This window comes from Streptomyces sp. NPDC006283 (assembly GCF_040613325.1).
Taxonomy (GTDB): domain Bacteria; phylum Actinomycetota; class Actinomycetes; order Streptomycetales; family Streptomycetaceae; genus Streptomyces.
In genome coordinates this window covers 1-5639 of record NZ_JBEXRZ010000320.1, presented here as the reverse complement: position 1 = coordinate 5639, position 5639 = coordinate 1, and the positions used below count along the sequence as shown (strand labels likewise).

The window sequence follows — 5639 nt, the reverse complement described above, 5'->3', positions numbered from 1 at the left end:
CGAGGCCGTTGGCATTGAGGGCGATCCCGGCGGAGTTGGCGCCCTGGCGGCCGATCTGCCCCGCCTCCACCTGCATGATCAGCGTGGGCTTCGGCGGCTGGACGATGCGGAGCATGACGACGGTGTCGGCGACCCCTGCCCGCCAGTCCCAGTTCTGACCGGCCCAGACGTGACCGTCGCCGCTGGCGGGGCCGTACGCGGCGAACGACGTGCAGCCCTCCGCGGGCTCTTCCTCCCCCCGCATCCGGGCGAAGGAGTCGTCGTAGATGACTTCTCCGCGTGCGTTGAGCGCCAGTACGTCGAGAAGACCGATCCCGGCGCCGTCGGCGATGCCCTGCATCTCCTCCAGCAGGTGTGGCGCATGGTCGCGGACGGGCTCCATCCAGCGTGCGGCGCGGGAGGTCACCTGCTGCCAGGTGAGCCCGGAGGACTCGCCGAACGCTTCCGCGTAGTAGCCGAGCGCGGCCTCCAGCTGGAGGCTCACGGCCTCTCCGTACTGCCGGCCGCGCTGGAGGGGAGTACCCGAGATTTCAATGACCGGCAGGTTGTGTTGCATCGCGGGACTCCTAGGGGACACGTCAGTGTTGTAACATCCGTTTCGGAAACGTGCGGTCCTGGAACGGAATGCTCAAGAGCGTAATGGCGATGACGTGAGAGTCAAGAGGTGTAATGAAGAATCCAGAATCGGGTAGCGCGGGTCCGGGCGGGCTCAGTCGCCTGCGGGCCACCATCCGGGACCTGTGGGACGAACTGTCCGCCTCCGAGCGCACGGTGGCGCAGTACCTCGCCAGCGCCCCGGCCGAGCAGGTGATGTTCGCCAGCGCCCAGGAGCTGGGCACGGCGAGCGGCACCAGCAACGCCACGGTCGTGCGAGCCCTCCAGCGCCTCGGTTACGCGGGGCTGCCGGCGCTCAAGCGGGAGCTGGCGGCAGACTTCACCTCGGCACTCGCGCCGGAGGTCCGGCTGAAGCAGCGCATCGCGCACGTCGGCCAGGATCTGCAGACCATCTGGAAAGACGTCTTCGACGAGACCCAGGACCGGATCGACCAGTGCCGGCAGCTGACCGGCACCGACGCCCTCCAGCGGGCGGTGGCCGCCCTCGCCGACGCCCGTGAGGTCTTCTGTTACGGCGTGGCCGCCTGCGAGTTGGCGGCACGTCATCTGGCTCTGGCGCTCGGCCGCATCGGCCGCCGGGCCCGTTTCGTCGGGGCCACCGGATTCGCGCTCGCCGATCCGCTGCTCTCGCTCGCCCAGGGCGACGCCGTCGTGATCTTCCAGCCGGGGCGGCCCCTGTCCGAGCTCACCGTCCTGGTGGAGCGCGCCCGCGCGGTCGGCGCCCGGGTCGTCTTCGTCACCGACGAACTGGGGGAGGCCTATGAGGACCGGGTCGACGCCGTCCTCACCGCCCCTCATACGCCCACGGGGAACACGAACGAGGCCCTGACCGGTCTCATCGTTGCGGACGTGCTCCTGCTCGCCCTCACGACGCTCGACGAGACGCGCGCCGTCGAGCACTCCCACCAGCTGACGGCGTTGCGCGAACAGCTCCTCGCGCACCGGGAGCCCCGCACACGCAGGGCGTGAACAGGGCGCATCGGCCGGGAACCGGAAGTGTGCCCGGCTGCCCCCTGTCCGCCCCGGCCAGGGTCTCGGCTTTGGTGTCTCGGCCTGCGGATGTGGCGTGGTGTGCACGTGTGGGCAGGGGAGGAGGACGATGGGGTGGCTGGGCCAAGGACGTCGGCAGCGGTCCCGGTCCGGCAGACCTGGTCGGTGGCCGGAAGGAGCCTGCCGCATGGGTGCGACCGAGCCGTTGCGGGGTGACCCCGGCGCGACGGGTGTTGTTCCGTCCGGGCCGGGTGGTCTGCTTGACGTGCTGAACGTGGCCGCTGTTCTCCTCGATGCCGAGGGAAGGATCGATCTCTGGAGCCCGCAGGCCGAGAACCTGTTCGGCTACAGCGCCGAGGAGGCGCTGGGCCAGTACGCGGGTCACCTGCTGATCGACGAGGTGCACCTGGAGAAGGTTCTGGCGTTGTTCGCCCAGGTCATGGAAAGCGGCGAAAGCTGGGCCGGGGTCTTTCCCGTCCGGCACAAGGACGGCAGCACGCGACTGGTGGAGTTCCGCAACATGCGGCTGCAGGACAACCAGCGCGACTACTACGCCCTGGGGCTGGCCTCGGACCAGGTGACGCTGCGGCGAGTGGAGCGGAACCTGTCCCTGTCCGCTCAGCTGGTGTCCCAGTCGCCGATCGGACTGGGCGTGCTGGACACGGATCTTCGGTACATCTCCGTCAACCCCGCGGAGGAGCGGATGAACGGTGTGCCGGCCGCCGAGCATGTCGGCCGGCACGTCCATGAGGTGCTGCCGTTCCTGGACCCGTCCTTCGAATCGGCGATGCGCGAGGTCCTGGCCACCGGGACCCCGATCCTGGACCAGTACACCGTGGGCCGCACCCCGGCCGACCAGGACAACGATCACGCCTGGTCGATCTCGTTCTACCGGCTCGAAGACCCCAGCGGAAATGTGCTGGGAGTGGCGACCTCCAGCGTGGACGTCACCGACCGGCACCGCGCCGTCGAAGAACAGCGCCGTACCGCTCTCACCCTGCAGCGCAGCCTCCTGCCACAGGCGCCTCCACAGCGGCCGGGTCTGGACGTCGCCTTCCGCTATCTGCCGGCGCAGGCCACCATCGAGATCGGCGGTGACTGGTTCGACGTCATACCCCTCAGCGGCGGCAAGACCGCCCTCGTCGTCGGTGATGTCATGGGCAGCGGCGTCGCAGCCGCAGCCACCATGGGGCAGCTGCGCACCGCCACCAGGACGCTGGCCGATCTCGATCTGGCCCCCGCCCAGGTCCTGCGCCACCTCGACCGCGTCATCGACGGCCTCGACACCATCGCGACCTGCGTCTATGCCGTCTACGACCCCCGCGCCGCGCAATGCTGCGTCTCCCTCGCCGGGCACCTGCCGCCCGTCCTCCACCATCGAAAGGGCGCGTGCGAGCTTCTCGACCTGCCCACCGGCGCGCCGCTGGGCGGCTGCGACGTCGCTTTCGCCACCACGTGCCTCGCCATCGAGCCAGGTGACCAGCTCGTCCTCTACACCGACGGCCTCGTCGAGACCCGGGACCAGCCGATCGACTCACGCCTGGACGAGCTTCTCCACCTGCTCGACCACTCCGACCGCTCGCTGGACGACACCTGCGACCTGCTGTTGCGCACCCTGCGCCGTCAGGGAGACCACGACGACGTAGCACTGCTCATCGCCCAGGCCGGCCCGTGCCCGGAGGGTCCCAGCGCGGCATCACCCGGTTGAAGCCGTGGCGGGAACCGGGCAGCGGCTTGGGCGGGATTCCGGAAAGCCCAGCAGCCGGACGGGACATGAGGCTCGGTGCGCGATGAACAGCGCGCCTGCGGCAGGGCGCCTGCGCAGGTGCCGTTGGCGACCGGCCCTACGGGGGTAGACCAGGCTCGCCACACGCTGAGGCTGTGGCCCGAGGCGGCCGTCGCCGCGCCTGGGGGCGCCCGGCGAGATGAGGACGCTCAGCCACCGGGCCACCACACCGCGACTCCTTTGGTGGCCCCCCGCGTCGTGGTGGGCCGGGCCTCGTCGTAGCCTGCGGCCATGACTGACGCCTCGCCCCTGACCCCGTCCGAAACCTTCGAGCTGCTGCTGGCCGGCAACCAACGGTTCACTGCGGGCGCGCCGCAGCACCCGAACCAGGACGCCGCGCGCCGCGCCGCGACCGCGCCCGGTCAACGCCCGTTCGCCGTGCTCTTCGGCTGCTCCGACTCACGACTGGCCGCCGAGATCATCTTCGACCGGGGACTGGGCGACCTGTTCGTGGTCCGCACAGCAGGCCACGTGGCGGGGCCGGAGGTGCTGGGCAGCATCGAGTACGGGGTGAGCGTGCTGGACTGCCCGCTGGTCGTGGTGCTGGGCCACGACTCGTGCGGCGCGGTCGCCGCCGCCCGTGCCGCCCTGGACGACGGCGTCGGCACGACCGGTTACGTGCGCGACGTCGTCGAGCGCGTCACGCCCAGCGTCCTGTCCGCCCGCGCAGCCGGGCTCACCCAGGACGACGACATCATCGACGAGCACATTCGGCACACCGTCGACCTCCTCCTGGACCGCTCCCGGGTGCTCGCCGACCAGGTCACCGCCGGAAAGACGGCCGTGGTGGGCCTGTCCTACCGGCTGGCCGACGGCAGCGCCCGACTCGTCACGGCCCGCGGTCTGCCATCCGAAGCGGCCGCCTCGAGCCCGGCCGCCTGAACGCCTCGAACGCCGACGACGAGGGCGATGCCGTCCTGCGCGCAGCGGCGACGCACAAGAGCCGGCGCGCGGCTGACCGGCCTGGACCGATGAAGCCCGAGACGTTCCACGAACGCAACAAGCTCCCTCGGGAATCCTCTCAGGGCTTCGTCGGCAGGGGCGTGGGCGTGCGCAGGGCGAGGACGGCCATGTCGTCGTGGCCGTCGCTTGGGTGGTGGTCGACGAGGGCCCGGCAGAGGTCGGTCAGGGGGAGGTCCCGGCGGGTGGCAGCGGTCTCGGCGAGGGCGTCGAGGCTGGTGTCGAGGGGGCGCTGAGGGTGTTCGATCAGTCCGTCGGTGAAGAAGACCACGGTGGAGCCCGCGCAGAGCGGGTGGGTGTGGTCGGGACGGGGCAGGTCGGCGTCCACGCCGAGGGGGACCCCGGGGTCGGCATGCAGGTACTTCGGCCGCTGGCCAGGGGTGATGAGCAGGGGCGGGAGGTGCCCCGCGCTGCTCCAGTGCAGGTTCCAGGCGGAGCCTTCGGGCTCGATGCGAGCCAGGCAGGCGGTGGTGACCGGGTTGTTGGCGATGGCTTGCAGGGTGTGGTCGAGCTGGCTGAGGACGGCGCTGGGCGGGGTGCGCCGGTCATAGAAAAGAGCGCGCAGCATGTTGCGGGTCTGGGCCATGGCCGCCGCAGCCTTCAGGTCATGGCCGCCGACGTCACCGATGACCGCGGCACATGCCCCGTCCATCAGCAGAAAGGCGTCGTACCAGTCACCGCCGACCTGTGCCGGGGTGGTCGCCGGCCGGTAGAGGGCGGCGCCCTCGTACGGGCGCAGGTCGGACAGCGCAGGCAGCAGCAGGCGCTGGAACTGCTCACCGCTTGCCCGGACATGCTCGAAAAGGCGCGCGTTCTCGATGGCTACTCCGGCGGCCCCGGCAAGTGCCACGACGATGCTCTCGTCGTACGCGTCGAACGGCTCACCGTCACGCCTGTCGGCCAGGTAAAGATCTCCGTAGACCTCGCCCCGGACGCTGATCGCCACCCCGAGCAGGCTGCGCATCGGCGGGTGACCGGGCGGGAACCCAGCCGAATGCGGATGGGAGGGGATCTCTTCGACCCGGAGCGGTTCGGGGTGGCGGATCAGGGTCCCGAGCAGCCCCCGTCCACGCGGAAACCCGACGCCGCCCAGGTCCGCCCGTTCCTGCCCGCTCAACCCCACCGGGATGAAGTGCGCCAGGCCCTCGCCCTGCTCGTCGAGGACGCCCAGCGCCCCGTAACGGGCCTGGACCAGATCCATGGCCGCCCTGACGATGCGGTCCAGCACCACCGGCAGCTCCAACTCCCGGCTGACTGCCATGACCGCGTCCAGCAGGGCCTGCAACCG

At 70.7% G+C, this 5639-nt stretch carries 5 protein-coding genes; 3 read left to right on the top strand and 2 right to left on the bottom strand.

What is annotated here, in order from left to right; genetic code table 11:
* Positions 1–556: C45 family peptidase (locus ABZ070_RS34925; RefSeq protein WP_356639938.1), on the bottom strand; the 556-nt coding region annotated here is incomplete at its 3' end.
* A 113-nt stretch (positions 557–669) separates the two neighbouring features.
* On the opposite strand from ABZ070_RS34925, the gene ABZ070_RS34920 reads away from it, so the two are divergent.
* From ABZ070_RS34920 to ABZ070_RS34910, 3 genes are all read left to right on the top strand, one after another.
* On the top strand, positions 670–1584 hold the full coding sequence (locus tag ABZ070_RS34920) for a MurR/RpiR family transcriptional regulator (RefSeq protein WP_356639936.1): 915 nt from the start codon (positions 670–672) through the stop codon (positions 1582–1584).
* Between the two features lie 208 nt (positions 1585–1792).
* Complete coding sequence (locus tag ABZ070_RS34915; protein WP_356639934.1) at positions 1793–3313, top strand: SpoIIE family protein phosphatase; 1521 nt, start codon at positions 1793–1795, stop codon at positions 3311–3313.
* 309 nt (positions 3314–3622) lie between these two features.
* On the top strand, positions 3623–4273 hold the full coding sequence (locus ABZ070_RS34910; RefSeq protein WP_356639932.1) for a carbonic anhydrase: 651 nt from the start codon (positions 3623–3625) through the stop codon (positions 4271–4273).
* A gap of 139 nt (positions 4274–4412) precedes the next feature.
* Here the strand turns inward: ABZ070_RS34910 and ABZ070_RS34905 are convergent.
* Positions 4413–5639: GAF domain-containing SpoIIE family protein phosphatase (locus tag ABZ070_RS34905; protein ID WP_356639930.1), on the bottom strand; the 1227-nt coding region annotated here is incomplete at its 5' end.

Bases quoted from the DNA above. Each gene is read 5' to 3' on its own strand.
- ABZ070_RS34910 (WP_356639932.1), top strand. From the start codon at position 3,623: ATGACTGACGCCTCGCCCCTGACCCCGTCCGAAACCTTCGAGCTGCTG.
- ABZ070_RS34920 (WP_356639936.1), top strand. From the start codon at position 670: ATGAAGAATCCAGAATCGGGTAGCGCGGGTCCGGGCGGGCTCAGTCGC.
- ABZ070_RS34915 (WP_356639934.1), top strand. From the start codon at position 1,793: ATGGGTGCGACCGAGCCGTTGCGGGGTGACCCCGGCGCGACGGGTGTT.